This window comes from Niastella caeni, assembly GCF_004834005.1.
GTDB classification, from domain to species: Bacteria; Bacteroidota; Bacteroidia; order Chitinophagales; family Chitinophagaceae; genus Niastella; species Niastella caeni.
Window position 1 is genome coordinate 695327 of the sequence record NZ_STFF01000004.1, and the last position, 23940, is coordinate 719266.

Consider the following 23940-nt stretch of genomic DNA (forward strand, 5'->3'; position numbering starts at 1 on the left):
ATATACAATAACAGCGGGATAATTAATGGCCGGTGATGTAGCAGCATCGCCGGCATTTTTCTTGCCCGCCGAATCCGCCGGCTGGCCGGAGAAGACGGGTAATTCAAGAGCTCATGTTGAATTGTTCATCTGGTAAAATTTATTGGTTAATCAGTTTATTTTTCACAATCATGGCCGGTAATGATCACCTGCCCATCAGTTTGTTCGTAGGTAGCTTCTATGGCCTTGCACACCAGGTTGATCCTTTCGAAAAAAGATTCATTGGTAAATGCGCCGGTGAATGAACAACGGCTTAGCAGTTCCTCATCAAAAACGATCGGGATGCCATAGGCTTTTTGAATGGCCATCAACACGTCAGACGCTGGTGTATCGGTAAACACAAGTTGGCCGTTGTTATTAGAACCATTGGTAATAACCGCCAGTGGTTGCTCGGATATAGACCTTGTTATACTGGCCTGGTGCCGGTTAAACAACACTTGCTGGTTGGGAATAATAATGGTGGCATTGGACCTTGCCAGTTCCTGCTCGGCCTGGTCGTTCTTTCGCTGGTACACCGTTACTTTACCAGTGTGCACCATAACCTTTATGGTATTGTCACGTGGAAACGCCCGCACATCGAAACTGGTGCCCAGTACTTTTGTTACCAGTTCATTGGTGTATACATAAAACGGCCGGGCCGGGTCTTTGGTCACCTGGAAGAAAGCTTCGCCTTCCAGGAATACTTCTCTTTTATTACTATTGATATCATTTGCATACGCTATTTTGGAAGCCGGTTGCAGTACCACATAACTGCCATCAGCCAGTGAAATTCGTTTGGGGGCGGCGGTATTATTGCTGCTTTCTGCCAGTTTCCGCTGCTGCCGGTTCTTTTCAAAGGAGAAGGTTTCAGGGGAAGAAAAGAAGATTATCCACCCTCCTGTTATCAAACCGGTAATAATGGCTGCAGCAGCGATATAATACAGGCGTTTTCGGCGCACAGCCGGCTTTATATAAGGTACGGTCGTGTTTTCCGTAACTATGTTGCCTGCTTGTTCAATATGCGCCCACATTTCCTGCTCAATGGTATCGAGTTCTTCCTGCTTCAAGGCAGGCAGCTTGTAATCATATAACAGTTCATACCAATGGTCTACCAATGCTTTTTCGGCTGCTGTGGCAGTGCCATTACTATATTTTATTAACAGTTCCCTGAAAGCTGTCCGGTCCATTGTTGACATTTTTAATGTAACCGTGCCACGGTCATAATGTTGTAGACAGGCAGGTGCAGCGATACCCTAACCGGGAAGGAAAAAAATTATACGGAAGAAAAAAATTATAATGCGATGTCGAGGTAATCTTTTAAATATAACCGCAACGTTTTCAGTGATTGCGTAATGTGGTATTCTACAGCTTTTTCAGAAATGTTCAGGTTGGTAGCAATTTCACGAATAGTTAAATGATCGAAGCGGCTAAGGCGGAAAACGTGTCTTGTTTTCTCGGGTAGCCTGTTAATGGCCTTTTCTAAGGCCTGGGATAGCTCATGAAAATGAACGGTTGATTCGGTTCCCTGGCAGTCGCCCGCCGTTGTATCTATTACGTGTTGCAGATATTTTTTATGTACCAGCGTAGATTCGATGTAATTAATAACGCGGTTCTTAATAGCTGTTTGCAGATAGCTTTGTAGGTGATTAATTTGAATGGTGTGGCGTTTCTCCCAGATGCGCAGGAATATAGTTTGTACCAGTTCTTTGGCTATTTCGGTGCTGGCCAGTCTGCGGTAAGCTGCTTCGAAAACCGGTTTCCAGTAGCGGGAATAGATCTCTTTAAAAGCCTTGTCATCATCGGCTTTTAGTAGTCGTAGCAGTATTTCATCAGTTAGTCCCCGCAGGTCCATAGCTGATTAAAGTTAACTAAATAATCAGGGCAAACAAAAAACGTCCCTGGAGTTTTTAAACGTTTTGTTGTTTTAATAAATCTCCAATCCTGGAAATATCAAAAATCCCTAAATCTCAAAATCAAAAAATCAGCAATCTCCAAAATGCTCACCTATAGTGCCCTTACTGGACAGAAAAGGCAGTACGGGCAAGCCACTGTTAAAAACCTTCTATAATAGATCAAGAAAGGCCAATTATGAATAGCGAACCACTATGTAAAATGAATCCGGGAGCCGGCCATGCCGGGGTTATATTATCCTGGTCATTGGGTGAAAGTCGGGAGCGACTCGCCTTTCATCCCTGCATTATTTAGATGGGTGTTGTTAACTGACCCTCCTGCATAATATCGTGCCACCGCATCTGTAATAACGCCACCGGCCGCCCGGATCATCATTCTATAGCCATGAATAGTAAAGAACTTGTAGCAGATAAACTGCTGTTTAAACCAATACTTTGTGTTATATAATAAAAGGGTACGAATCAAAACATACCTGGCCGTGAAACGGCAAACGTGAAAGATAAACTCAAACTTCGCGTATTCCATTTCACGTTTCTCAGAAGAAGTAGTGCGGTACCTATGGCCGTTTAGCTTGCTTGTGAAAATTTGCTTTGAGGGCTTGCTGTAGCGAACACCCAAAAAAGTTGTACCGCAACTACCGCTATCTGATTCTGTATGTATTGAAAACCGTCCTTTCAAATATCTACATGCAATATACGTTACCTGATTTCTCGTATTTGCACAATTTCATTTTTTTACAAAAATAATTAGACTGTACTATACTGTTAGTGTTATACAAAGAGCTGCCCAGCCATTCGTAATGGCAATATTATCTTTACAAAGTGCTGTTCACTTCGTACCCCTGTAACCGCCTCGTTATATCATCCTATTCATGACGCCCATTCCGCCATTCGGTGGGCGATTTGCTATATACTTTCTTGAACATCGTACTAAAACTTCCCATGCTCTTATATCCTACCAGTATTGAAATTTCCTTTACGCTTTTTTCGGTTTGCTCCAACAACTCTTTGGCCTTTTCCATTCGCAAAAAAATACGGTAATCATCAATGCTTACACCAAAAAGCTGCTTAAATCCGTATTGCAATTTGGTTCTGTTAAGTTGTGTTTGTTGACTTAGATCATTAATAGTAATATGGTAACGCCGGTTTTTAGTTAATAAATCTTTTGCGAGCCTGATCCTTTCAATGTCCTCTTTTTTCAATTTCATAAGAAAAGGTTTATTGCAAATAACAAAGTGTTGCCGCTAACCCTTATATGCCTACTGCCCAGGTACAAAGAATTCACTTCAGCGGCCGGTTATCGCCGTGCTGAACTATACATGGGTTACTGATTTATTCTTAAACAATAATAGATTGTATGGCATCTGCCGTATACCGGTAGATCCATTACCTGATGGGGAGTTGCTGCTATCCGTTTTGTTGCTAGTTCATATGGCTGCTGCCTGCTATCAAATCACCTTGTTCATTGTTACAATGCTTACATGACGAGAGGAACCATTCCGGTACATACTCAGTACATCGGTTAAATACGCTATACCGGTTTGGCCAGACCGCCGGTTTGGGATCTGCAAACAAATGATGTTGATTTACCAATTTTTTTGAAATCTGCTCGCTGTACGGATTGATTGAAATTGCAAAAAATGTGAAGGCACACCAAAATTGCCCGCAGGCAATTGAGATAATTAAAAGAGATAAAAAGAGAAGAAGTGGTTTAATGTGTTTAATCCAGTCCATCAGATAAGGTTTGTGCATCGGCAATTGCTCGTCTCACCATTTCTTTCTCACTTCGCTGATTAGTGTTGCCAAAACAAAGATAAGGAGGTCTTTTTGAATGTTTATTTAGTAAATGAAATTTTTAGACACGTTTAGTGTCTTTTGTAAAGGTTAACCATTAATGATAGGTCGTAAAGTTTACCAGCTGCCGCCTTTTTAATTATTTATTAAGAAATTATCATTTATGGGTTTCTGTTATATAACGAAAATATAAATATCAAAGAATGATAAAGGTAGAAAAGCGACAATTGCGCCAGGGGCTCCCGGCAATTTGCAATAGACAATAAGCAATGCCTTTCCGTTGTCAAGGTAGTGCCGCTGCTTTGGGGGATGCGGGGCAATACAATTTGCAATTTGGCAATAAACAATAGGCAATAGCCAATAAAAAAGTCTCCCGATGCGTCGGGAGACTTGCTGTGATTATCTTTAAAACAAATTAATTAGCGATCGGACGGAAATAAAACCCTTCTTCACTCAGGATATGTGAGTTAGGTACAAAACTCATCAACGATTGACGAACCATATCTTCTGCAGCCATTTGATACCGTGTTCCTACTTCTGGATTCTTGATAGCGAACTTCCAACTTTGAATTTTAAGCAGGGCAATCTTACTGGCATGCGCGATATGATATTCCAGGATCATAAATTTCTCGGCCAGATAGTCTGTTTCATTTTGGATGTACGGGGTCATAGGGATATTCGATTATAGGTTTTTACATAAAAGGACATCAATAGAACGTTTTTAGATTAGTAAAATTGCGTGATAAAAACATATTTTCTGCAATCTTGCAACCGAATTTTACACAAATAAGGGTTTATCTATATGATTTTATAGTAATGGCTAATCTAAATACTCACATTATTGAATAGAATCTATGTATATAGCTATAATGTTAGATATTTTCTAATGAAAGTGTGCCTTTGACATATATTCTGTTAATGTCAGTTCTTCCCAAACTAAGCACAAACCCTGAGTATCAATAAGGACAAATCACAAATTCCAAATCGCAAGAACCAAATTCCAAAAGCCAAATCCCAGGATCCAAATAACAAGAACCAAAACCAAATTCCGAAAGCAAATCCCAAATGCCAGGAATCCATTCACCATTGACCATTTACCTTTCACCATTCACCATTCACGCCACCCATAAAAATTACATTAATAAAAATTGGTCAGGATTGCTAAAACTTTACATTTATGGCTCTAAACCATTCATCAATTTTTAAACTCACTTACTATTATGGGTGATCTTCAGGTGAAAAAAAACGCCAAGCAGTACGACGCCATTATCGTAGGCTCCGGTGCCGGCGGCGGCATGGCAGCCTATGTATTGTCGAAGGCTGGGTTGAAAGTATGTTTGATTGAGGCCGGACCAATGTATGATCCAAGGACGAATGTAACCCAGTTTAAAAATCCATGGGAATCACCCCGTCGTGGCGCCAGCACTAAATTCAGACCATTCGGAGATTTTGATGCCTGCTATTGGGGCTGGGAAATTGATGGCGAACCCTATACCCATAAAGATGATACCAAATGGGAATGGTGGCGTGCCCGCATGATCGGTGGCCGTACCAACCACTGGGGCCGAATTTCTCTCCGTTTTGGACCTAAAGATTTCAAACGCCGCAGCATTGATGGATTGGGTGATGACTGGCCAATTGGCTATGAAGACATAAAACCTTATTATGATAAAGTAGACAAATTGATCGGTGTGTTTGGCAGCAATGAAGGACTGGAGAATGATCCCGATGGTATTTTTCTGCCGCCGCCGAAGCCTCGTTTGCATGAGCTGATGATCAAAAAAGCGGCTACCAGCATTGGTATCCCGGTCATCCCCTCCCGCCTCTCGATCTTAACAAAAAAAATAAACGAAACGCGCGGAGAGTGTATCTATTGCGGCCAGTGTAACCGCGCCTGCTCTTATGCATATGCCGATTTCTCTTCTTCTTCTGTATTAATAAAACCTGCTATTGAAACCGGCAATATTGATGTGATCACCAACGCCATGGCGCGGGAAGTGCTCACCAATAAGGAAGGACTGGCCACGGGCGTATCGTACGTTAATAAAACCGATATGCAGGAATACCAGGTAAGCGGCCGCACCGTAATTCTGGCTGCCAGCGCCTGCGAATCGGCCCGTTTGCTCCTGAACTCCAAATCGGCCCGCTATCCCAATGGACTGGCCAACAACAGCAACGTGGTAGGAAAATACCTGCACGATTCTACCGGCGCCGATATGGGGGGTGTAATTCCTGAACTGTTCGATCGCAAACGCTATAATGAAGATGGCGTAGGCGGTGCGCATATTTATACGCCCTGGTGGGTTGATAATAAAAAGCTCGACTTCCCCCGCGGTTATCATATTGAATACTGGGGCGGTTTTGGCCAGCCCGCTTATGGTTTTGGCAGTGGTATCCAGAACATGAATGGAAAGTTCCAGGTAAAGGGACAACAAAAAGAAGCCGGCGGCTATGGCAAATCGCTGAAAGAAGATTATCGCTATTTTTATGGCGCCCGCGTAGGTATGGCCGGTCGGGGTGAAGCCATAGCGGTAGAAAGCAATTATTGCGAAATAGATCCCAAGGTGGTTGACAAATATGGCATCCCGGTATTACGCTTTAATGTAAAACCTACCGAGTACGAAATAAAACAAGCCAAACACATGAAGGATACGTTCAGGGAGATCTTTCATGCCATGGGCGCCGTAATTACATGGGGTGACGATGATACCGCTGCAAACAATTATGGCTTGCATGCTCCTGGTAATATCATTCACGAAGCCGGCACCGTGCGTATGGGTAATGATCCCAAACGCTCAGCCCTGAATAAATGGGCGCAGGCGCATGATTGTAAGAACCTGTTCTGCGTGGATGGCGGACCTTTCGTATCTCAGGCTGATAAAAATATCACCTGGACGATCCTCGCTTTATCGATGCGCACTTCGGAATATATTATCGATGAAATGAAGAAAAGGAATATATAATACCGCTGCAGGCTGTACGCTTCAAGCTACAAGCCCTCGCGGCCAGGAGAATTTAAAACCAGGAACTAAGAACTAAAAACTTAGAACTAATTATGGACAGAAGAAAATCCCTTAAAGCAATAGCAGTAGGTACCCTGTCGGCCAGTGTGCTGCTGGATGCCTGTAAAACAGATAATAAAAAAGCAGATGATGCCAAAGCTGCTGACAAAGGCAATGAGTTTACGTTAGACCGGGCCGAAGAAGAAAAGATCCGCGAGAAGGAGCTCCTGGCTACCACATTTTTTACAAAACATGAAATGGCCACCATCACCATGCTTGCCGACATCATCATTCCGCGTGATGAAATAAGCGGCAGTGCATCAGATGCCAAAGTGCCCGAGTTCATTGAGTTCATGGTAAAAGACCGGCCCGAAAATCAAATACCCATGCGGGGCGGTTTGCGCTGGCTCGATGTACAATGCCTCAAGCGTTTCAATAAACCATTTATTGAAGGAACCGAGCAGGAACGTATGGCTATGGTAGATGAAATTGCCTGGCCTAAGAAAGCCAAACCCGAAATGGCGCAGGGCGTTGCCTTTTTTAACCTGATGCGCGATATGACCGCATCTGGTTTTTATACCAGTGAAATTGGCGTAAAAGACCTCGGTTATGCCGGTAATGCGCCTAACAAATGGAATGGGGTGCCAGACGATGTGCTGAAGCAATATGGCCTGGCATATTCGGAAAGAGAAATGAAAGAATGCGCTAAGTACTAAGACTGTTGAAGTATTAAGTAATAGAAGTCCGCAAGAATGTAGCAATACAGACTTGCGGATTTTTACTTTGTATTTGCTTGCAGCTTGTGGCTTGCAGCCTGAAATTTCTGAACTTCGAAATTATTTAGCCGGTATGAAAAAGAAGAATCTAGCTCCCCTGCCCGGTTCACTTTCCGCTCTCATAAAACCATGATGGTTCTCTACTATCTTTTTACAAATGGCCAGCCCAATTCCTGAGCCGCTGTATTCATTGCGTCCATGTAATCGCTGGAACAGATCAAATACTTTTTCAGCATACTCCTGTTCAAAGCCAATGCCGTTATCCGCTACGGTAAACCGGAAATAATCTTTGCCCGGCAGGGCTGCTTTCTCGTTCATTGCGGCGGCTTTTACAAAAGTGGCATTGATCTCAATAACCGGCGTTGTATCTGATTTGGAATATTTCAGCGAATTGCTGATCAAATTCGATAGCAGTTGTCTGAACTGAAAAGGAATGATCGTTAACTTAGGCAGGTGCGACGATTCTATCACCGCTTTTTTCTCTTCGATCCGGTGTGCCAGTTCTTTTCTTACTTCATCCAGCAGTGCATTCAGATCGGTGGGCTCAAAATTCTTACGGGCGGTGGTCGTGCGCGAAAACTCCAGCAGGGAATCGATCAGGTTTTGCATGCGGATAGCCGCTTTCACCATCCGGTTAAAATAATCTTTACTTGTTTCGCTTAAGTGGGCCACATCCCTTGATTGAATGAGGTTGCCAAACGCCTGTATCTTTCGCAAAGGTTCCTGTAAATCGTGACTGGCCACATAGCTAAAAGACGACAATTCGGTGTTACTTCGTTCCAGCTCCATGTTCTTTTGTTCCAGTTGTTCGGCATACATTTTCAACCGGTCTTCCGCCTGTTTCTTTTGCGTTAAGTCGCGGGTCACTTTCGAAAACCCGATGATGTCGTTTTTGTCGTCGTGCAAAGCAGTGATCACCGTATACGCCCATAAGGTTGAACCGTCTTTGCGCACGCGCCAGCCTTCATAGGTTGATTTGCCGTTCACCTTCGCTTCCTCGATCAGTCTTTCGGCCAGGCCCTGCTGCTGATCGGTGTGCGTATAAAACAGCCGGAAGTGCTTGCCGATGGTCTCGTCGGCCGTATACCCTTTTATCTTTTCCGCGCCTTTATTCCAGTTTTCAATATACCCTTCCCTGCTTAGTAAAATAATAGCGTAATCTTCCACTTCGTTGGTCATGCGCAAATAGCGTTCTTCACTCTGGCGCAGCTCTTCGTTCCGCAATTCCAATTGATGGTTGATGGCGGTTAGCTTCCGGGTGGTTTCTTCCAGCGCGGTGTTTTTGAGCGAGATCTCGTGGGTCCTTTCAGCCACGCGTTTCTCCAGTTCCAACCTTATGGTCTTGCGTTCATGAATATCGATGCTGGTGCCGATGTATCCCAGGAAAGCGCCGTTATAAGAATATCGGGGAATGCCATTACATACGATCCACCGGTATTGCCCGTCATGTCGTTTTAAACGGAATTCTACCTCAAAGTCGCGGCGGGCTTCAAATGCCTCCTCGTAAGCTACCAGGCCGGTTTTCAGGTCATCGGGCAAAATGCCTTCTTTCCACCCATCCCACAACTCCTGTTCCATACCACGGCCGGTAAATTCAAGCCATCTTTTATTAAAGAAAGTGATTTGCATTTGCGGGTCCGACATCCACACCATTACCGGTGCTGAATCAACCAACAGTCTGAAACGTTCTTCACTTTCACGAAGCGTATGCTCTATGCGTTTAACTTCATCAATATCTGTGCAGGTGCCATACCACTTAATGATCTGGCCACTATCATTTTTGATGGGCAAAGCCCGCACCAGGAACCACTGATACCCTTCAACCGGATATTTTACTTTAAACCGGTATTCGATTTCATAAGGTTCCCCCGAGCGAACTACGTTATGCCAGGTTTCAATACATCTGGCCTGGTCATCAGGGTGTATATGTTTTAGAAAACTGTTGTCGCCAAATTCATTTTCATTACCGATCAAAAGGTACCATTGTTTGTTATAGTAATCAGTATACCCGTCGGCAGTGGCCGTCCATACAATCTGCGGCATGGAGTCGGCAAGCTCCCTGAACCGTAGTTCACTTTGCCGTACGGCATCCTCGGCCTGCTTGCGCTGATCAATGTTGAGCGGGTTTATGTTTTCAGTAGCTGTAACCAGCATGCCTGCTTCGCCGGCTTCATTTAAAATGGGGATACAGGAAAAAGTAAAACTCACGGTCTCCGCGTAACCATGCCGGTTAAGAGAGAAAATAATGTTGGGTATGTTTACGGGCTTCCCCTGCCGTACCTGGTCAAAAACAGGCGCAAGGGTATCCCAGTTTTCTGCAAATACTTTTTGCGCCGGTTGGCCTATGGCTGATGGCCCGCCAAAGAGCGGCTGGGCCGCATCGTTAAAAAACAAAGTTCCGGCAGTTCCCCAGGCGATAAACATGGGAACATGTGATTGTAGAAGGATTGATAAAAATGCCTGATTATTCAAGGGGTTCATTACCCGTTGAAAATAACAGATATTCACGAATCCCCGATAAAATATTTGTGTAGCCGGTTCGCGTACAAAGAAAAATAGCCACCCGTAGGTAGCTATTATATATCTAGGGCCAGTTGGTTCTCTTTGAGGCTAGTGGCTAGTGGTAAATGGCTAGTGGGCTTGTGCGCGGCCCCCCCCTACTCGCCACTTGCTACTTACTACTCGCTAAACAAGCTCTTCCTTCGCCGTCTTAATGTAATCGTCAATCAACCTGCGCTGTTCATCAAATGGAACGGGCACATAGTCAAAAAACTTCATGGTAAACTTAGCCCGCCCCTGGGTGATAGAACGAAGCGACGACGAGTACCCATCCATTTCGGCCAGCGGTACTTTGGCGATCACTTTTTGAAAATGCCCCTGCGTGTCGATGCCTTCTACCACGGCGCGGCGGCTCTGCAGGTCGCCCATAACGGCGCCGGTAAGGTCGTCGGGACAAAGCACATCTATCTGGTAAACGGGTTCCAGGATCTGCGGGTCTGCCTGCTGGAAAGCCTGTTTAAAAGCCATCAGGCCGGCGATCTTGAACGAAATATCGTTACTGTCCACCGGGTGCATTTTGCCGTCGTAAACCGACACCCGCACATCTCGCACATATGATCCCGTAAGTGGACCTGTTTGCATTTTTTCCATAACCCCTTTTAAAATGGAAGGCTGAAAACGATTGTCTATCGCACCGCCCACAATACAGTTAAAATAAACCAGTTTACCGCCCCAATCCAGATCATGAACATCGCGGCCGCGAACGGTTAAACCATGCGGTTCGGGCATGCCTTCGTACCAGGGCTCAATGCGCATAAATACTTCGCCAAACTGGCCGGCGCCCCCACTCTGCTTTTTATGCCGGTAGCTGCTTTCGGCCATCCGGCGAATGGTTTCGCGATATGGGATCCGCGGTTTTACAAATTTTACTTCTACTTTATGAAAATGCTCTATTTTCCATTTAGCCACCGCCAAATGCATATCGCCCTGGCAATGGATGAGCGTTTGTTTTAATTCACCAGACACCTCAACGATGAGGGTGGGATCTTCTTCCCGCAATTGGTGTAACGCCTGCGACAATTTTTCTTCTTCGCCCTTTTTGATGGTTTCAATAGCCACTGTTAAATTAGGCGGAGGAAATTCAATGGGAGGCAGTTCATAATTCTTTCCCCGCACGTGCAGGGTATTATTGACATGTGTGTTTTTTAATTTAAGGGTGGCGCCAATATCGCCGGCAACCAGTTCGTTGGTATTCGACCGTTTATTTCCTTCTACAAGGAAAAGCTGGTTTATTTTTTCAGTAACGCCGGTAGACTCATTTTCCAGTTCCATTCCGCTTTGTACCGTACCGGAGTATACTTTAAAGAACGACATGTCGCCTACATGCGGCTCACTGATGGTTTTGAATATAAATATGCAGGCCGGTCCGTTGGCTTCGCAAGGTAGTTGCTGCCCGCTTTGCGTTGTTTGCGGCGGCATTTCATTGGCGCTGGGACAAACATTATCAATGAAGCCCATGAGGCGGCCGCTGCCCATGTTCCGTTCGGCCGAGAGGCAGAATAAAGGAAACAGGTCATGGTTGATCATGGCCTTTTTCATGCCAGCTTTCATTTCATCTTCATCCAGTTCGCCTTTGTCGAAGTATTTTTCCATCAGCGACTCATCATTGCTGGCCACTGCTTCAATCAGTTCTTTATGCAGTTCATCAGCACGTTGCCTTTCTTCTTCAGGTATAGGCAGTTTTTCGGGTTTGCCGCCGGTATCTTTGAATTTATACATGGTCATGCGAAGCACATCAATGATCTCATGAAAGCCGGCGCCTTGCTGGCGGGGGTATTGCACCACCACTACCTTGCTGCCAAAATGGGCTTTCGCTTCGCGAATGGTTTTGTCAAAATCGGCATTGTCTTCATCCAGTTTATTAACGGCGAAGATCATGGGCGTTTTAAATTGCTCGGTATAATCCCAAATAATGTCGGTGCCTACTTCAACTCCCATCACGGCATTGAGTAACATAACACCGGTGTCGGCCACCCGAAGGGCAGAGATCACTTCGCCAACGAAATCGTCGTAACCGGGTGTGTCAATGATGTTGATCTTATAGCCCCGCCATTTGGTGTGCATTAATTTGGAGAAAATGGAATTACCACGTTCCTGTTCCAGTTCATGGTAATCACCGATGGTATTTCTTTCGGCAATAGTGCCGCGGCGGGTAATGAGGCCTGCTTCAAAGAGCATGCATTCCGCTAACGTGGTCTTACCGCAGCCGGCATGACCCAGCAAGACCACATTTTTTACGTGTGAGGTATCAAATTCAGCCATAGCAAACAATTTTTTAAAATGAAGAATAGGTAGTTTTAAAAAGGTATGGATGCGGTCCTTCGACTCTTCGGCTACGCTCAGAGCGAGCCTGCTCAGGACTTTTCGGCTGTATTCAGGGGTGTAAGAACAATTGACAATATGCAATAAGCAATAGACAAGAGGAACGTTTCAAAACGTGAAATGCAATCGTTGGCATTTGCTCCCGGCTTTGCCGGGACTTATCGCCTGTTGGCTACTCTATATGGCTCGCAAAATGCGAGAACTCCTGCTTCACTTCGTGCAGGGTGTTTTCCAGTTGCTGATAATCGTTGAAAAGTCTTTCGTGATCGGTAGTGGTATCATCTGTCAGTTGCCCATTGCTTTCAGCCATTTCGTGATTGAGCTTGCGGTGGTGATGCTTGATGGCTTGTTTGAGGTCGTGGATGTTAATGAGCTGAATGTGGAACTGATTGTCGAGGTGTTCAATTTCCAGGAGAACATCCCTGTTGGTTTGGTGCCCGGCAAGATCCTGGAGGCGATTTTTAAGTTGACCGAATTCATCTCGGTAAGAACGCAATGTCTCCCTCCAGGCATTGCATTCTCTTGATAGCTGTGCGATATCAGTAGTTACCATGGGAGAAAATTTATAAATGAAGAAATAAAGAACTTCTAATTTATTGTTGGTCGGTAAGGTGTATTATAATTGGAGTGGTAATCTAATTTAAGAAACATTTGCGGAATAAACAGGGGAAGCGCCATAAAAATTATAAACCTTTAGTTAACAGTCGTATTTCAGGCATGTTTAGCCATGATTGAAATGAATATATACAATAGGCTGATTTTTAACTCATTAGTTATTGAGTTATTGAGTTATTAAGTTATTGAGTCCTTTAATACGTGAAGTGTGTCTAAACTTATGAACTCAATAACTTATGAACTTACAAACTCATTAAATTTGTCGTTTCTTGCAGCAACAATGATCACTCAGCAAACCATACAACAGATCCTTAGCCGGATAGATATTATTGAGATCGTCGGTAGCTTTATAAAGTTAAAAAAGCGTGGCGCTAACTATCTGGGCCTTTGTCCATTCCATGGCGAAAAAACGCCCTCTTTTACTGTTTCCCCGGCCAAAGAGATCTATAAATGCTTTGGTTGTGGCCGTAGCGGCAATACCATCAGCTTCATCATGGAACATGAGAAATATTCTTATGTGGAAGCTTTGCGCTGGCTGGCCGCTAAATACAATGTTGAAGTAGAAGAAACGGCTGTGAGCCCGGAAGTGAAGCAACAGCAATTGACGGCAGACAGCCTATACATTCTGAACAATTTCGCCCGCCAATATTTTAGCAGGAACCTGTTTGAGAATGAAGAAGGACAAGCCATTGGTTTAAGTTATTTAAAAGAACGCGGGTTTCGCGAAGAGATCATCGAGCGTTTTCAACTGGGCTATTGCCTGGCTACGCGCGATGCGTTTGCGCAAACCGCCCTGGCAGCGCAATACAGCCTTGAAAATTTACAGAAGAGCGGTTTAGTGGTAGTGCGTGATGATAAACCGCTTGACAATTATCGCGGGCGGATCATTTTCCCGGTGCACAACCAAACGGGTAAGGTTATGGGTTTTGGCGCACGTATCATTGGTAAAAATGATAAAGCGCCTAAATACATCAATACACCGGAGAACGAAGTATACATAAAAAGCAGGATCCTGTACGGCACCTATTTTGCGCGTCAGGCGATTGATAAATACGACGAGTGTTTACTGGTTGAAGGTTATACCGATGTAATTTCCCTGCACCAGGCAGGTATTGAAAACGTAGTGGCCTCTGGCGGCACGTCGCTTACCATGGACCAGTTACGGCTGATAAAAAAATACACCAACAACCTTACCATCATTTACGATGGTGATGCTGCCGGTGTTAAAGCCGCGTTGCGTGGGCTGGATATGGCCCTGGAAGAAGGCCTGAATGTAAAACTGGTGCTGATCCCCGACAAGGAAGACCCCGATAGCTATGTACATAAAGTAGGTGCAGCCAGCTTCAGGGAATTTATTGATAAGAATAAAAAAGACTTCATTTTATTTCAGCTCGAAGTTCAATTAAAAGATACCGGCGGCGATGCCAATAAAAAAGCGGCGGTAGTAAACCAGGTTGCAGAAACTATTGCGAAGATCAACAAGCTGGAAGATTTTACAAAACAGCAGGATTACATTAAGAGGTGTGCCGAAATGCTGCGTATTGAAGAAAGCGGTTTGGTAGCGCTGGTAAATAAATTCATTCGCGAAAAGATTGCCAAAGATGAAAGCAAACAGGCAGCGCTTGATCCTACGCAACACTTTGAAGATAACGCCATGCAGGGCGCCGCATCGGATTACAGCGATGAAAGCTTCAACCTCATATTCAAAGATGAAATGCAGGAGAAGGCTTTGCTTAAAATATTGCTTGAACACGGGATGAAGGATTGGGACCATCAAAAAAAGATCGCTGAATATATCTTCAATGAAGATATTGTGGAAGAAATGATCGAGAACCAAACGGTTACAAAGATCATGCGAATGTACCGCGATATGTTGGCAGCACATCTTGAGCCTTCTGATAAAGACTTTATATTCTCGCAGGAAAATGATGTAAGCACCCTGGTGGTAAGTTTATTAAACTCGCCTTATGAGTTAAGTGAACGCTGGCTGGCAGAGAAAGAGGTGTTCTCGGTATTGGAACAGGGCTTCAGAAAGTATATGAATATTGAGTACAAACACAAGCCGCTGCAGAAAGAGGAGAAAACTTTCAAGGATGATGTACTAAGTACCTTGCAATACCTTAAACTGAAGAAGATAAAACACCTGATGGAACAAAACCTGAGTGACCTGGAAGCGAATAATTCCTACCAGAAATTTTTAGACCTGCTTCAACCTCATATGCACATCAAGGAAATGGAAATGGAAATAACGAAGTTGACCGGAATTGTATTTAAAAAGTTTTAAAGGCAGAAGATAAAAGGAACAGGGTTTAAATTTAAAGATGCCCAAATTTATCGGAGAACCCGAATTTCAGGTTTGTGCGTTTAGCGTTGCGCCTTCAGCCTTATACCTTATAACGAATTAACCCCGATAAAGGACTTCATCCTATCGGGGTTAAAAATAAATTTTAATAGCTGTCGTGATGAGACAGTTTACATACATCAAAAAATGCACGGGAAAATTAATTGACCATGGCCGGAGCAGGAGAAACCACTCTCTTTCTGCCACCAGCTTTAACTGTGGCGGCGGCCTTGTTGAACCTGATGGCGGTCCATACATGGTCTAAAGCCACTTCATCTGCGTTATCAAAGCCTGCGTTCCGAACGCCATCCCAACTGCATCCCCTGTTGAGGTCGGTAGCAATTTTTGAAGTGCTTTTTGGATAAGCAATCCAGAATTTGCTTTCTTCCTGAAGGGCGGGAAGAACATCCCTTAAAATACAGTTTAATTGATTTTCGTTTACTGCAAACACCAAAGCGAAGTCTATCTTACGCGTTTTTAACAGTGGTGTTACATTTTTGGCAAACGATAATTTGGCAAATTGCTTCTCAATAGAGGAAGGCAAACCCTGAATCAAAATGTTTTTCTCTTCCTGTAAATGAAGCTTTTCTAACAAATTTTGCGACATGCCGAAGGTTTTTGTATAAGCTTTTCAGGTTAAAAAAATGGACGGGATTGCAAAGGTATGAAAAGATGCTTACTAGATAAAAAAAATTTTAACAATGAGGGAAAGCGTCCTGCTAAAAGCCCAAAGCCTTAAACAGAAAGCTATAAGCCGCAAGTAGTTACAGCCACCAATATTAATTTAGGAGCTTCTCCTGAAATTGTAGTTATTACAGTATTTTACCCTTCCCGGGCATATATATGCATATAAAATATGTGTCTGAATGACAAATCCCTTCTCATGTAGGCTTCACCTTCTACATTCAACATTGAACATTCAGTATTCAATATTCCCCTCCCTTTATTACCTGTATTTGCTTTGAGCTTATGGCTTGCAGCTTGAAGCTGTATTTAGTTCCCTGTCGGAATAACTTCAGTTGCCTCCGTATCCAAATGCACCTTTTTAAAGCGATGCGCCTCATCTTCGGTATCGGTAGAGTTTACAGGTACCAGGGTCCATTTCTGCCGCGTTTTTCCATTCCAGGCCGATTGCAGTATGGCCGCGCCATTATTGGCTGAACCGGCAAATACATCAAGCACTTTACCGCTTGCTTTATTCACCAAACGCAACTGCCCTTTGCTACCACCTTCGAGTAAGCGCCATAGTTGACTATCATTGTCTTTGAGATCTTTCAGGTGTATCTGTACATTATCTTTTGTGCCGCCCGGCACTTCCAATGCCCGGCCACTTACTGCGCTGGTAATCTTATACCAGCCATTGCCCGCGTACTCAAAACGCCAGCGTTGGCAGTCTCTTCCATCCCACGCTGTTTGTGTAATGCGGGCTAATGGAGCGCCCGAACAATCGCGGGTATTCAATACTTTTTTACTGTTCACATTGGTAATGCGGTAAATGCCGTTAGGTATGGTGGCAAAGGCCTGTTCTTTTTCATTATCCAGGATGCTTTTATTCATTACCATATCAGCATATTTATTCCAGTCCCAGTATTTCCCCGGGTCGGTGTGGGTATTGCCATTATAATGCTGATGGCCTTTAATGTGTATGCCGGCTGCCAGGAAATTCGTACCAATAGTGGCTGGTCCGCGATAACAGGTGGTTTCATCAATAGCCAGGCGCGAACAGATATTACGCACCAGGTCAGCCGAAGCGTGATACATTTTATCGGTATACCACTTACTGCCCTGTTCAACATAACCTTCGTGGTCAATACCGATCGCATATGAATTGGCGCCCTGCGCATGGTAAGCCATATCGCTCTCTTTTACCATTTGCGATATCTGTCCATCTGTTGAACGAATGATGTAATGGGTAGAAACTGCGGCGGCCGGATTTTTAAACCAGGAAATAGTGCCCGCATAACTTCCCTGTGTGGTATGAATGGTTACATGGGTGATCTTTGTATTGTTGCGGCCGCTTTTGTAATTATTGTCATTAGCCCCTACATAAACGGCCGATGGATAATCTGCGCCGGAAACTTCTGCAGTTTCAGTAGCAGCGTTCACATCAGGCATGCGGTTAGTGGCAAATATGGAAGTGCTGTTGGCATCAGCCGCATTATTGTTGTGTAACTGAATTGAATCCTTATCAACGTTGATCTGTATTTCGGGCGATTGCAATTTGCGCAATAAAGCCACCGGAAATATTTGCTCCATTCGCACTTTAACCGGCGCTCTTTTCAGCGAAGGGAGGTTAATGCCTCGTTGCAGGTGATCATAAATGTCATATTTGTACAGGGCCAGCGCATATTTATTGATGGTAGAACTATCATCGGGGAATTCAGCCAATAAATCGAACACAATGGCAAAACCTTCCGGGCTTATGCGTACATCCAATTGCCTGATGCTCGCTTCACGACTTAAAAATTTGGCTACTGCCAATATCTGTAACCGCACATCTTTATTGTATTGCTCAGGTGTGATGTTGCTGTTACTGCAAACGGTTAACAGATTATTTTTAAAATAACCACGGCCATTTTCAACCAGCCCGAACAACCCATGCCTGTGCGGCATGCCGGTACAATTATCCGCATCGTGAACCGATGGTTGCAGGTTCGTCATGCGGGAGGCTGAATAGGCCGCCGCTTCCAGTAAGCCGCGGGGAATATTCGGATAGCGCCAATAGGCTTCTTCGAAGTATGTTTCCAAACCCAAAATGGTTTGTTGTGCCTGCACAAACAGGTTCAACAAAATTCCCACGGTGGTTAGTGCAAGCAATTTCCGCTTTTTCATAATTAAACGGGTTTAAATGTTATGTCGTCAATCGGCAAACGTGAAACCAATGCAGGCATCACAACTACTGTTTTTCATTGCACTTTATAGTCAAATATGATTCATCAAACGGTAATGTTAACACGAACTTCGTGGTATTCCGTTTCACGTTTCACCTTTCACGTTCACGATAAAATTTATGAGGCTGGCAAAACGAACGCGAACTCCGAATCCTTTTCACGTTTGCCGTTTGCCGTTTGCCGTTTCACGATTTTATGTGGCATGCAAAACGGATATGTGGATCTTTAAACGGTCCTGCTATATTTTAACACCGGCGAGGGGAAAGCCGGTTATTGTAAAGCGGTAGAAAACCTGACCTTAACCGCGTATACTTATAGCAGCATGTTTAGGGAAGATGTGGTACGAATTTTCACCGGGGTAGAAAACAAGCTATGTGCCACATTTAGCTTTAAAATCATAAAATGGGGCATTAACCAGGTTGGTTATGCACATTGTGCGAGGGAGGGTTCGGTTATTACGAAGAAGTATCGTATATCTACCCGAGGAGTGTAGTGCAAACAGTACGGCATAAAAAAAGCGTTCTCCCAACCTGGGCCGGGAGAACGCCGCGATCACATTATGGAAACAAATGCTATTTTCCCACTGGTTTGTAATATTGCAAAGCTTCGGGCATCAGTTCCCTGAGCCTGGCTATACGGGTATCTTCTGCCGGGTGGGTGCTTAATATTTCCGGTGGTTTTGAACCGCCTGAAGCAGCCTTCATCCTTTCCCATAAAGGAATTGCTTCCTGGGGATTGTACCCGGCCATAGCAGAGAATATGAGGCCGTAGCGGTCGGCTTCCAGCTCCTGTTTACGGGAGAAAGGCAATAAAGCGCCCACATTACTACCAATACCATAAGCGCTCAACAAAACATTCTGGGCCGCGGCGCTTTTATTGGCAATGGCTACCGATAACGCCTGCCCACCCAATTGTTGAACGGTTGCCTGGCTCATTCTTTCATTACCATGCTTGGCCAGTGCATGGGCAATTTCATGGCCTACAACAACTGCCAGGGCTGCTTCGTTCTGGGTAATGGGCAATAAGCCGGTATACACCACAATTTTACCACCGGGCATACACCAGGCGTTCACTTCTTTTGAATCAACCAGGTTATATTCCCATTTATAGCCTTCCAGTTCCTGGGTAAGGCCTTTAGTTGCATAATATTGATTGATGGCTGCAACCAGCCGGGCTCCTACCCTGCGCACCATTTCTGCATCCTTGCTTGCGCTGGAGCTAACGACCTTATTCTGGCTTAAAAACTGCTGGTACTGCTGGGCAGCCATAGATTGAATATCGGCCTCATTGAAAAGAGATAGCTGTTTCCTGCCCGTAATGGCGTTCTGTGAGCAGGACGTTATACCTGTTGCCAACACGGCAGCAATAATAACTTTATGCATAGTTTGTTTCATTTCTGTGGGTTTACTTCTATTTATTTAAACAATCCTTGTACCAACCTGTTCGGCAAAATTATAGGAGCCTGCTATTTAGGCAGGTCATAACTCATTCTTTAACAAACTTATAAAATGAAAACAACAACATCAAATTATGAAATAAGATAGTATGTGACAACCCAGACTGGATGTACCCTTTGTTGTATGGGAATTAAATACCTCAAATGGAATACAAGCTGAAAGCTGCAAGCCGCAAGCCTAAAGCTAAAGGCAATAGAATGTAATAGGTTAATGAGTTATTAAGTTAGTAAGTTGAAGTATAACTTATAACGAACGAAAAACTTATGAACTAACAAACTTATTGTTTGCGTCTTCTTTCTTTACGGCGATCGCGGTATTTTAAAATAGGCACTTTGCTTTCGCTGCCGCGCAATAAACGGGTGATGTTCTTTTGATGGGTGAGCAGAACCAACAGGGCCACGGCAATTGCAAACGCCCGGTACAGCGGTTCTTTTTCATTAAAAATGACGAGAATAAAAACGGCAAATGCTATGCTGGCTAAAATTGAGCTGAGGGAAACAAATCGGGTGAGATATAATACCAGGAGGAAAATACCCACACACAATACGGCCACTAAAGGCTGAATGGCCAATACCATCCCGAACAGGGTGGCAACCCCCTTTCCGCCCCTAAAATCGGCCCAGATTGGAAAAATATGGCCCAATACAGCGGCTAAACCCAGGCCCACCATAAAGTTGGTCCTGTCCCACTCATTGGTCATATTCATATAATAAGGAAGAAGAATATAAAGACTGGTGGCGGCTACGCCTTTCAGCATGTCTATGATCATTACGAAAGTGCCCCAGCGGGAGCCTAATACGCGGAAAGTATTGGTAGCACCGGCGTTTCCGCTGCCATATTCACGGATATCGATCCCAAAAAATCCTTTACTAACCCAAACCGCTGTTGGGATAGAGCCGATCAAATATGCTATTACAATGAGTAATGCTTCTTTCATTGAATAGTTGGTTGAAGTTAGATAACGAAAATATGGAAAAAAAGTTAATTAAATGGTAACTATCAATTTATTGTGTTTATTATTTTTTTAACATCAAACATATCCAATCGCCTCTGGTCTTTTGCTCATAAACTAATAGCCCACCGTTTGCAGCGGATGCTTCCATATCTGGTTTATCTCCAATTAAAAGCCCGCTCATAATTACAACGCCCCCTGGTGTTAAATGTTGTTTAATTGCATCCATATTTGCTATCAACACGTGTTTATTGATATTGGCCAGGATAATATCATAAACACTTGACATTTGTAAACTTTCTGCCTGCTCTATTGTGATGTTTGAACAGTGATTAAGCGCAATATTTTCTTTACCGTTCGTAATGCTCCATTCGTCGTTATCGATAGCTGTTATATGCGCTGCGCCCAGCCTTTCTGCCAGTATAGCCAGCACACCGGTCCCAGTTCCAAAGTCGAGCACTGTTTTACCGGTGAAGGATAGCTGCTGCATCTGTTGTATCATCAAATGCGTGGTAGCATGATGCCCGGTGCCAAAACTCATTTTGGGTGTGATGATGATCTCATGCTGTACATTTTGAAGCGGAGCATGAAAATGCGCGCGGATGCCACAGAAGTCACCGATGATCACCGGTTGAAAGTTCTGCTCCCATTCTTCATTCCAGTTCTTTGGTGCAATCACTTCTTTTGTCAATGTAATGCCCGTACCGGCAATCAAATTGTAAGTCTCCGGTTCATTGAACTGGTCGTGAGGGATGTAAGCAGACATATAATTGGCGCCTTCTTCAAATCCTTCAAAACCCAGGTCTGAAAGCTGGGCAATCAGTATTTCCTGCTGTTCTTTCGAGACCGGCTGGAATTTGATGTGTATGTAGTTTTTCATTTATAAATAGAATGGATCATTGTAATTAAAAAAGGTCTGTAATTGTAGTTACAGACCTTTTATCGTGAAACGTGAAATGGCAAACGTGAAAAAGTTCGAAGCTCGCGATTAATTTTGTGTCTCGCTTCTTTCAGCTAAACATGAAACGTGAATTTGTATTGGTTTTCACGTTTCACGTTTGCCGTTTCACGTATTAAGATGCCGGACTTTCGGGTTTCCTTCCTTCAGGCTTCGGCATTAAGATCTTGCGGCTGAGTTTGAACTTGCCGGTCTTATGATCTATACCTATCAGTTTCACTTTCACCTTTTCACCTTCTTTCAGCACACCTTCCATGGTTTCCAAACGCTTCCAGCTTATTTCACTGATGTGTAACAACCCTTGTTTGCCAGGTAAGAATTCAACGAATGCGCCGAACTCTTTAATGCCTTTCACCGTGGCTTCGTATACAGAACCTACTTCAGGAACGGCAACAATGCCTTTGATCCAGGCAACGGCTTTATCGAGCCCTTCCTTGGCCGGACTAAAGATGCTAACCTCACCGTAGTTACCAACTTCTTCAATGTTGATGGTAGCGCCGGTTTCGCGTTGAATTTCCTGAATGATCTTGCCCTGGGGCCCGATCACCGCACCAATAAATTCTTTGTCGATGAACAGTTTCTCCATTCTCGGCGCATGTGGTTTCACCTCGCTTCTGGCTTCGCCAATGCTTTCATACATGGCTTCAACGATGTGAAGGCGGCCTTTGCGGGCCTGCTCCAGCGCTTCGCGCATGGTGTCCATGCTTAAACCGTCTATCTTGATATCCATTTGTACACCGCAAATACCATCGCGGGTACCGGTTACTTTAAAGTCCATATCACCCAGGTGATCTTCATCGCCCAGGATGTCGGTAAGAATAGCGTATTTACCATCGCTTCCGCGGGTGATCAATCCCATGGCCACACCACTTACGTGTTTGGGAATTGGTACACCGGCATCCATCAACGCCAGCGAACCGGCGCAAACTGTTGCCATGGAAGAAGAACCATTCGACTCCAGAATATCGCTCACAATACGAACGGTATAAGGATATTCATTGCCCGGCATCATTTTTTTCAGCGAACGCATGGCCAGGTTACCGTGACCAACTTCGCGACGGCCGGGAGCGCGCATCATTTTTACTTCACCGGTTGAGAACGGCGGGAAGTTATAATGCAGAATGAATTTTGTATAATCAGACACGGCAGCGCTTTCTACCAGCAGTTCATCTAAAGGCGTACCTAAAGTAACCGTGGTTAAAGATTGCGTTTCACCGCGGGTGAACAGTGCAGAACCGTGAGGAGAAGGTAACACATCTACTTCCATGTTCAAGGGACGAACCTGGTCGAGCTGACGGCCATCCAAACGGATACGGTCGTCAAGGATCATGTTACGTACCACTTCCCATTGCAGGTCGTCGAAATATTTCTTGGCCAGTTTCTTCACATCATCTTCCGCTTCTTCGCCCAGGCTGGTGATCAGTTCTTCTTTTACTTTATCAATAGCGTCGCTTCTGTCGTGTTTGGCAGAAGCTGAGCGGGAAATTTGATAGATCTTATCCTTGGCAAAATCGGTTACTTTTTGTTGCAGCTCGGCATTTTGCTCGGGCTTGGTGTACTCCCTTTTACCGGCTACGCCAACTTTAGCCCGCAATTCTTCCTGGGCCTTGATCTGAAGGCGGATAGCTTCGTGTGCAATTTCCAGGGCTTTCACCAGGTCTTCTTCACTGCATTCTTCCGCTTCACCTTCCACCATCATCAGGTTTTTGCTGGTGGCGCCAATGATGAAGTCCATATCGGCTTTAGCCAGCTCTGTACGGGTGGGGTTTACGATGAATTGTCCTTCTACGCGGCCAATCCGAACTTCAGAAATGATCTCCTTAACGGGAACATCCGAAACAGCCAGCGCTGCCGAGGCGGCCAGGCATGCCAATGCATCGGGCATTACTTCTTTATCGCTTGAAATAAGCGTTATAAGTACCTGAACATCACAGAAATAATCTTCAGGGAAAAGCGGACGCAAAGCACGGTCAATTAACCGGCTAACCAGTACTTCATAATCGCTCAGTTTGCCTTCGCGTTTGAAGAATGAGCCGGGAATACGGCCGGCTGAAGCAAATTTCTCATTGTAATCAACTACCAGTGGAAAGAACGATTGTCCTTCCTTGGGTTCTTTATTGGCAACTACGGTGGCTAATATAATGCAATTGCCCTGGCGAACGGTAACGGCTCCGTCGGCCTGACGAGCCAGGCGGCCGGTTTCAATAGAAACTTCGCGTCCGCCCCCTATATCAAAAGTTACGCTAATTGGTTGAGAGAGCATATCTAAATTGTAGTTTAATGGTCGCTATTACAACCTGCATGGAGGTGGGATGTTGAGCGGGCGATAATCAGCAACCGGTTAT

The 23940-nt window shown here is 44.5% G+C and carries 17 protein-coding genes; 3 read left to right on the plus strand and 14 right to left on the minus strand.

The window, feature by feature from the left end; translation table 11 throughout:
- Positions 1-155: 155 nt before the first annotated feature.
- From FAM09_RS17615 to FAM09_RS17635, 5 genes are all read right to left on the minus strand, one after another.
- Complete coding sequence (locus FAM09_RS17615) at positions 156-1205, minus strand: FecR family protein (protein WP_166437191.1); 1050 nt, start codon at positions 1203-1205, stop codon at positions 156-158.
- Between the two features lie 104 nt (positions 1206-1309).
- A complete protein-coding gene (locus FAM09_RS17620; RefSeq protein WP_136578439.1) occupies positions 1310-1870 on the minus strand; it encodes an RNA polymerase sigma-70 factor in 561 nt (186 codons plus the stop codon).
- A gap of 924 nt (positions 1871-2794) precedes the next feature.
- Positions 2795-3136 carry a helix-turn-helix domain-containing protein gene (locus FAM09_RS17625; protein ID WP_136578440.1) on the minus strand — a complete coding sequence of 114 codons (342 nt, stop codon included), beginning with the start codon at positions 3134-3136 and terminating at the stop codon, positions 2795-2797.
- Between the two features lie 214 nt (positions 3137-3350).
- Positions 3351-3662: a hypothetical protein gene (locus FAM09_RS17630; RefSeq protein ID WP_136578441.1), complete on the minus strand. Its 312-nt coding sequence runs from the start codon at positions 3660-3662 to the stop codon at positions 3351-3353.
- Positions 3663-4137: 475 nt separating this feature from the next.
- Positions 4138-4392: a hypothetical protein gene (locus FAM09_RS17635; RefSeq protein WP_136578442.1), complete on the minus strand. Its 255-nt coding sequence runs from the start codon at positions 4390-4392 to the stop codon at positions 4138-4140.
- 550 nt (positions 4393-4942) lie between these two features.
- On the opposite strand from FAM09_RS17635, the gene FAM09_RS17640 reads away from it, so the two are divergent.
- Together FAM09_RS17640 and FAM09_RS17645 are read left to right on the plus strand one after the other, a co-directional pair.
- Positions 4943-6685, plus strand: coding sequence for a GMC oxidoreductase (locus FAM09_RS17640; protein ID WP_136578443.1), 1743 nt, complete (start codon positions 4943-4945; stop codon positions 6683-6685).
- Positions 6686-6777: 92 nt separating this feature from the next.
- Positions 6778-7440, plus strand: a complete 663-nt coding sequence (locus tag FAM09_RS17645) for a gluconate 2-dehydrogenase subunit 3 family protein (RefSeq protein ID WP_136578444.1) — start codon at positions 6778-6780, stop codon at positions 7438-7440.
- Positions 7441-7560: 120 nt separating this feature from the next.
- On the opposite strand, the gene FAM09_RS17650 is transcribed toward FAM09_RS17645, so the two are convergent.
- The 3 genes from FAM09_RS17650 to FAM09_RS17660 form a co-directional block, all read right to left on the minus strand.
- Positions 7561-9924 carry a PAS domain S-box protein gene (locus tag FAM09_RS17650; RefSeq protein ID WP_166437192.1) on the minus strand — a complete coding sequence of 788 codons (2364 nt, stop codon included), beginning with the start codon at positions 9922-9924 and terminating at the stop codon, positions 7561-7563.
- 261 nt (positions 9925-10185) lie between these two features.
- The gene (locus tag FAM09_RS17655; RefSeq protein ID WP_136578446.1) at positions 10186-12321 is read right to left on the minus strand and encodes an elongation factor G; all 2136 of its coding nucleotides are present in this window, start codon (positions 12319-12321) and stop codon (positions 10186-10188) included.
- Positions 12322-12553: 232 nt separating this feature from the next.
- Positions 12554-12934, minus strand: coding sequence for a hypothetical protein (locus FAM09_RS17660; protein WP_136578447.1), 381 nt, complete (start codon positions 12932-12934; stop codon positions 12554-12556).
- A 282-nt stretch (positions 12935-13216) separates the two neighbouring features.
- Here FAM09_RS17660 and dnaG point away from each other — a divergent pair, with 282 nt between their 5' ends.
- Positions 13217-15280, plus strand: a complete 2064-nt coding sequence (gene dnaG, locus FAM09_RS17665) for a DNA primase (RefSeq protein ID WP_243751697.1) — start codon at positions 13217-13219, stop codon at positions 15278-15280.
- Between the two features lie 217 nt (positions 15281-15497).
- On the opposite strand, the gene FAM09_RS17670 is transcribed toward dnaG, so the two are convergent.
- The 6 genes from FAM09_RS17670 to pnp form a co-directional block, all read right to left on the minus strand.
- Positions 15498-15944, minus strand: a complete 447-nt coding sequence (locus FAM09_RS17670; protein WP_208025593.1) for a hypothetical protein — start codon at positions 15942-15944, stop codon at positions 15498-15500.
- 386 nt (positions 15945-16330) lie between these two features.
- Positions 16331-18169, minus strand: coding sequence for an RICIN domain-containing protein (locus FAM09_RS17675; RefSeq protein ID WP_136578448.1), 1839 nt, complete (start codon positions 18167-18169; stop codon positions 16331-16333).
- 631 nt (positions 18170-18800) lie between these two features.
- Positions 18801-19622 (minus strand): M48 family metallopeptidase, encoded by an 822-nt coding sequence (locus FAM09_RS17680; RefSeq protein ID WP_136578449.1) that lies wholly within the window; start codon positions 19620-19622, stop codon positions 18801-18803.
- A gap of 340 nt (positions 19623-19962) precedes the next feature.
- Complete coding sequence (plsY, locus tag FAM09_RS17685; RefSeq protein WP_136578450.1) at positions 19963-20622, minus strand: glycerol-3-phosphate 1-O-acyltransferase PlsY; 660 nt, start codon at positions 20620-20622, stop codon at positions 19963-19965.
- 79 nt (positions 20623-20701) lie between these two features.
- A complete protein-coding gene (gene prmA, locus FAM09_RS17690; RefSeq protein WP_136578451.1) occupies positions 20702-21517 on the minus strand; it encodes a 50S ribosomal protein L11 methyltransferase in 816 nt (271 codons plus the stop codon).
- A 193-nt stretch (positions 21518-21710) separates the two neighbouring features.
- Positions 21711-23858, minus strand: coding sequence for a polyribonucleotide nucleotidyltransferase (pnp, locus tag FAM09_RS17695; RefSeq protein WP_136578452.1), 2148 nt, complete (start codon positions 23856-23858; stop codon positions 21711-21713).
- Positions 23859-23940: the final 82 nt, after the last annotated feature.

What these genes read in the sequence shown, in the direction of transcription:
- FAM09_RS17630 (WP_136578441.1), bottom strand. Translation starts at nt 3,662, where the DNA reads ATGGACTGGATTAAACACATTAAACCACTTCTTCTCTTTTTATCTCTT.
- FAM09_RS17620 (WP_136578439.1), bottom strand. Translation starts at nt 1,870, where the DNA reads ATGGACCTGCGGGGACTAACTGATGAAATACTGCTACGACTACTAAAA.
- FAM09_RS17655 (WP_136578446.1), bottom strand. Translation starts at nt 12,321, where the DNA reads ATGGCTGAATTTGATACCTCACACGTAAAAAATGTGGTCTTGCTGGGT.
- FAM09_RS17640 (WP_136578443.1), top strand. Translation starts at nt 4,943, where the DNA reads ATGGGTGATCTTCAGGTGAAAAAAAACGCCAAGCAGTACGACGCCATT.
- FAM09_RS17615 (WP_166437191.1), bottom strand. Translation starts at nt 1,205, where the DNA reads ATGGACCGGACAGCTTTCAGGGAACTGTTAATAAAATATAGTAATGGC.
- FAM09_RS17680 (WP_136578449.1), bottom strand. Translation starts at nt 19,622, where the DNA reads ATGAAACAAACTATGCATAAAGTTATTATTGCTGCCGTGTTGGCAACA.
- FAM09_RS17625 (WP_136578440.1), bottom strand. Translation starts at nt 3,136, where the DNA reads ATGAAATTGAAAAAAGAGGACATTGAAAGGATCAGGCTCGCAAAAGAT.
- FAM09_RS17635 (WP_136578442.1), bottom strand. Translation starts at nt 4,392, where the DNA reads ATGACCCCGTACATCCAAAATGAAACAGACTATCTGGCCGAGAAATTT.
- prmA (WP_136578451.1), bottom strand. Translation starts at nt 21,517, where the DNA reads ATGAAAAACTACATACACATCAAATTCCAGCCGGTCTCGAAAGAACAG.
- FAM09_RS17675 (WP_136578448.1), bottom strand. Translation starts at nt 18,169, where the DNA reads ATGAAAAAGCGGAAATTGCTTGCACTAACCACCGTGGGAATTTTGTTG.
- FAM09_RS17650 (WP_166437192.1), bottom strand. Translation starts at nt 9,924, where the DNA reads ATGTTTATCGCCTGGGGAACTGCCGGAACTTTGTTTTTTAACGATGCG.
- FAM09_RS17660 (WP_136578447.1), bottom strand. Translation starts at nt 12,934, where the DNA reads ATGGTAACTACTGATATCGCACAGCTATCAAGAGAATGCAATGCCTGG.
- FAM09_RS17670 (WP_208025593.1), bottom strand. Translation starts at nt 15,944, where the DNA reads ATGTCGCAAAATTTGTTAGAAAAGCTTCATTTACAGGAAGAGAAAAAC.
- FAM09_RS17645 (WP_136578444.1), top strand. Translation starts at nt 6,778, where the DNA reads ATGGACAGAAGAAAATCCCTTAAAGCAATAGCAGTAGGTACCCTGTCG.
- pnp (WP_136578452.1), bottom strand. Translation starts at nt 23,858, where the DNA reads ATGCTCTCTCAACCAATTAGCGTAACTTTTGATATAGGGGGCGGACGC.
- dnaG (WP_243751697.1), top strand. Translation starts at nt 13,217, where the DNA reads ATGAACTCAATAACTTATGAACTTACAAACTCATTAAATTTGTCGTTT.
- plsY (WP_136578450.1), bottom strand. Translation starts at nt 20,622, where the DNA reads ATGAAAGAAGCATTACTCATTGTAATAGCATATTTGATCGGCTCTATC.